The following is a 4,229-nucleotide window of genomic DNA, read 5'->3' as shown; positions in this document are numbered from 1 at the left end:
AATCATATCTTATACACGCCTAATCCAGCTTTATCGTCCTGCTGAATTTATTTCAGCATCTTTTTAGCGTGAAAGACCCTGAAATAAATTCAGGGTGACGACCGCCTTAACTGAAAACTTGATTAAAACGTCACAAAGTGAGATTTAATAATCGAACTCAGGTTATTAGTGCAGAAAAAACAGCTTTCGGCCTTTTCGGCTAAACTCCTAAGTTTTTCTATAGCTTCTTTGCCGCCCAAATCTTTAATGTTATTTTCTTCCTGAGTATTGTTAGTACTCCCTTCTTGTGATGTTGCCATAGTATTAGATTTTATATAAACTACAATGAAAAATAGCGTTTGGTTTTAATTTTTTTTACGAAGAGTGGTTGGCGAATGGCGTTAAGTAGCGCGCATAGCGTATGATTTATTGACCAAAAATTATGGAGTTTTAATCAAAGGCAATATCTTTAATTAATGGATATCAAAAAACCGAAACCCTTTACTGCTGAAATCAAGATTATTGGCATCAATCCTTTTGTATTTGTACCGGAAGAAGCGTTAAACTATGCTTTCCACCAAGCAGGAAAAAACAAAGGTCAGTTTCCAGTTACAATGAAAATTGATGGACATGAGTTTAAACAAACTTTGGTAAAATATGCAGGCGATTGGCGTTTGTACCTGAATACGCCGATGCGAAAAGCGGCAGGCAAAGATGTTGGAGATACCGCAAACTTCGAACTTGAATTTGATACTGAAGAACGAACAATAAAGATAAATCCTAAATTGGAGCAGACTTTAGTAGAAAATAAAAAAGCTAAGGATGTATTTGACGGCCTTGCCCCCCATTTACAGAAGGAAATTATACGTTATATTGCCAACCTCAAAACGGAAGAATCGGTAAACCGCAATGTAAAAAAGGCTATTCAGTTTCTTTTGGGTGAGGAAAGATTTATTGGAAGAGATAAACCTTAGTTGCCGCAAAAGGTCCTTCAACGAGCTCAGGATGACACCAAAACGAAATTAACATCTTGTATTTCAGGTAAGCCCCTTCATTATAAACCCGATTATAGTGAAAGCCTCCGCTTTTTCAGCGGTGCTTATAACAGAGGCGAGACTACAGCTCCGAAAAAATGCTGCCCATTCATTTCCAACAACAAAAAATGCGTACACAGAATCTGATTCCGCAAAAAAGCCATCTCAATTTTGAAATGGCTCTATATATGATGTGCTCAATACTATCTATAACGAACTTGCTGTTGCTTATCCATCATGCCCATCTGATCTTTCATCTGTTTAATCTGATCGGCCAGTAATTTATTTTTATCTGCTTTTTTAGCTTCGGCAAGATACATGGTCGCTTCGCGTTTGTTACGCTTAGCCATTGCAATACCTGCTAAACTTAATTTTGCTAAAGCAATGTTATGATCCATTTGCATACCCAATGCAAGCGATTTTTTGAAATACTTCTCACTTTGCATCGGTGCTGTTCTGCTTTCAATTAATCCGATCAATAAATTATAATAACCATGTTGAACTTTGATCAACTGCGTTTCGTAATTGGTAATCCGATCTAAAAACATTTTTGCTTTAGGCATGTTATCTTTTCTAAGAAACCATTGTGCTAAAAGCATATTCTCGTTAAAGAAATAAGTTACAAGCACAATTATCCCCAATAAAATGGCAACAATACCCCATGGCCAAAAGCCGAAAATAAATAAAGCTACTGCGCCACCCAGTAAAGCAAACCCCGCAATTAATCTGATAATATTTGGCATAAATTTTATTCTAATTATTTTTTTTGCAAATATCGTGTTTAAATGGCAGAAATTAGATTTTAAAACAATAATTTCATTAAAAATTTAAAAGCTCACAAAAACCGTCTCTTAAATATGAAAATCCTATTATCCATCACCCTAATCGTACTTGCAATGAATGTTTCTGCACAGGAAGTTAATAAAAAAATCCACGATCAAGTCCACCATAAAGATATTCTGATTAACGCCTGTACGCGTGAAGGAATTACCGCTTTTCCTGAGTTTAAAGAAATGTACGATCCACTTTATGAGGCATATGTACCGGATGCAGCAACCATGATCGAACTGAAAAACCTGGTTAAAAACGAAAAAATAAAAATTGTTTTGGGCACCTGGTGCGGCGACAGCAAAGCAAACGTACCAAACTTCTTTAAAATTTTAGATGCATTGCACTTTAAAGGGAAAAACGTAGAAATTATTGCAGTAGATGGAAATAAAAAGGCTGAAAACGGCATCCTAGATGGCCTGGATATTGTAAGGGTACCAACTTTTATTGTTCTTGATAAAAAAAGAAAAGAACTGGGACGGATTATAGAGGGACCAAAAACAACACTCGAGGGTGATTTACTGGCGATATATAAGAAGAAATCTTAAACTTTTTGAGAAGATTTTGGTTCATGGTTTAATGGTCCATGGTTGATGGCCAAGGAGTTCAGAACCTAATAGCTTAATACTTACGAACTCATAGTTTAATAATTTATAGATAATGGTCCATGGTCTAAACTGAACACCCAAACCATTGACCATAAACTATCAAACCATCAACCATATTACATACACATCTTACATAAAAAACATGTCTGCAGCATTAGAACCAGGTTGGTTAGCCGTTTTAGAGGAAGAATTTGAAAAAGACTACATGAAAAGCCTTAAATCTTTTTTACAGGAGGAGAAAAACAAAGGAGCCACGGTTTATCCAAAAGGTACTGATATTTTCAACGCATTAAACACCACACCATTTGACCAGGTAAAGGTTGTGATTTTAGGTCAAGATCCCTATCATGGTGCTGGCCAGGCGCATGGCCTGTCCTTTTCCGTACAACGCGGTGTAGCCGTTCCGCCATCGTTAAAAAACATTTACAAAGAGCTGGAAACTGATATTGAAGGTTTTAAAGCGCCAAATCATGGGTACTTAACACATTGGGCAGAACAAGGTGTATTATTGTTAAATGCAACTTTAACTGTTCGTGCTTCGGAAGCAGGCTCGCATCAAAACCGTGGGTGGGAAATTTTCACTGATGAAATTATTAAAGCTTTATCTCAAAAACGCGAACATATCATATTTCTTTTGTGGGGTAAATATGCGCAACAAAAAGCGGCTTTAATCGATCAGAAAAAGCATTATGTACTTACAGCTGCCCATCCATCACCATTTTCGGCCTACAATGGCTTTTTTGGATCGAAACATTTCTCTAAAGCGAATCAGCTTTTAGTACAGAACAACTTAAGCCCTATCGACTGGAACTTACCAGCCTAATGAATACTTACTTTATTAGCGGTTTAGGTGCCGATAAAAGGATTTTTTCCAAGCTGAAGCTTAATGAAAATATCAAGATGATTCATATCAATTGGATTAGTCCGAATAAAAATGAATCACTGGCTTCTTATGCCGAACGATTAAGTAAGGTGATTGACTTAAGCCAACCATTTGTTTTGGTTGGCGTTTCTTTTGGAGGGATGATTGCAGTAGAAATGGCCAAATTATTAAAACCTGCAGCAGCAATTATCATTTCGAGCACCATGTTAAGTACTCATCTGCCAGCATTATATCGTTTCGCAGGCAGGCTAGGTCTACTGAAATTTATCCCAGCTAGGTTTTTAAAATCTTCGAACAAGCTCACTCAAAATTATTATTTCGGTACGCGTTCCAATAGTGAGAAAACTTTGTTGAGCAAAATTATAAACGATACAGATCCTTATTTTTTGAAATGGGCAATCGGGAGTATTTTAAGCTGGGAAAATAAAATCAAACCTAAAAACACCTACCATATCCACGGCACCAACGATAAAATTTTGTACTCAAAAACCGCACAACCCGATTTTGTGATTGAAAATGGAACGCACTTTATGGTTTATCAAAATGCTGATGAAATTTCGGAAATTATTGATAAAATAATATTGGATACAGAAGGCGACTAATCTTATAGGGTACGTCCCCCTGAATTCATTTTATTAGTCACCTTTATTGTTTTTAAAGGTCTAATAGCTACTTCCTGGTCAGGGTCTTAATAGCAAGAAAGATGCTGAAATAAATATTAACGACAACTTTATATAAAACGGTTGTCATCTCCTGAAGCGTAGCGAAATGGAGAGATCTGTCGAGTTAGATTTAGCTTCGCTGAGCAATCGTGGTTCTCGATTGCGTTGCACTCCGCTACCATTGACGTTATTCTACAAAATACTAATAATCAATATTTTAACCAATTTTGTGTTT

At 36.4% G+C, this 4,229-nt stretch carries 6 protein-coding genes; 4 read left to right on the top strand and 2 right to left on the bottom strand.

Annotated features, from left to right (window positions below):
• Nucleotides 1-122 precede the first annotated feature (122 nt).
• The gene (locus AW17_RS23935; protein ID WP_209444330.1) at nucleotides 123-299 is read right to left on the bottom strand and encodes a hypothetical protein; all 177 of its coding nucleotides are present in this window, start codon (nucleotides 297-299) and stop codon (nucleotides 123-125) included.
• 156 nt (nucleotides 300-455) lie between these two features.
• On the opposite strand from AW17_RS23935, the gene AW17_RS23035 reads away from it, so the two are divergent.
• Nucleotides 456-953, top strand: coding sequence for a YdeI/OmpD-associated family protein (locus tag AW17_RS23035; protein ID WP_029280633.1), 498 nt, complete (start codon nucleotides 456-458; stop codon nucleotides 951-953).
• Nucleotides 954-1,216: 263 nt separating this feature from the next.
• On the opposite strand, the gene AW17_RS23030 is transcribed toward AW17_RS23035, so the two are convergent.
• Nucleotides 1,217-1,756 (bottom strand): DUF2892 domain-containing protein, encoded by a 540-nt coding sequence (locus tag AW17_RS23030; RefSeq protein WP_029280631.1) that lies wholly within the window; start codon nucleotides 1,754-1,756, stop codon nucleotides 1,217-1,219.
• Nucleotides 1,757-1,870: 114 nt separating this feature from the next.
• On the opposite strand from AW17_RS23030, the gene AW17_RS23025 reads away from it, so the two are divergent.
• From AW17_RS23025 to AW17_RS23015, 3 genes are all read left to right on the top strand, one after another.
• Nucleotides 1,871-2,389: a thioredoxin family protein gene (locus AW17_RS23025; RefSeq protein ID WP_029280629.1), complete on the top strand. Its 519-nt coding sequence runs from the start codon at nucleotides 1,871-1,873 to the stop codon at nucleotides 2,387-2,389.
• 202 nt (nucleotides 2,390-2,591) lie between these two features.
• Complete coding sequence (ung, locus tag AW17_RS23020) at nucleotides 2,592-3,272, top strand: uracil-DNA glycosylase (protein ID WP_029280627.1); 681 nt, start codon at nucleotides 2,592-2,594, stop codon at nucleotides 3,270-3,272.
• Entirely contained in the window at nucleotides 3,272-3,934 is a 663-nt protein-coding gene (locus AW17_RS23015; protein WP_029280625.1) for an alpha/beta fold hydrolase, read from the top strand. Before ung ends, AW17_RS23015 begins: the two co-directional genes overlap by 1 nt.
• The last annotated feature ends 295 nt before the right edge of the window (nucleotides 3,935-4,229 follow it).

This window comes from Pedobacter borealis DSM 19626 (genome assembly GCF_000708285.2).
Classification (GTDB): Bacteria; Bacteroidota; Bacteroidia; order Sphingobacteriales; family Sphingobacteriaceae; genus Pedobacter; species Pedobacter borealis.
The sequence above is the reverse complement of the archived record's forward strand: the minus strand, read 5'-3'. Positions and strand labels throughout refer to the sequence as shown.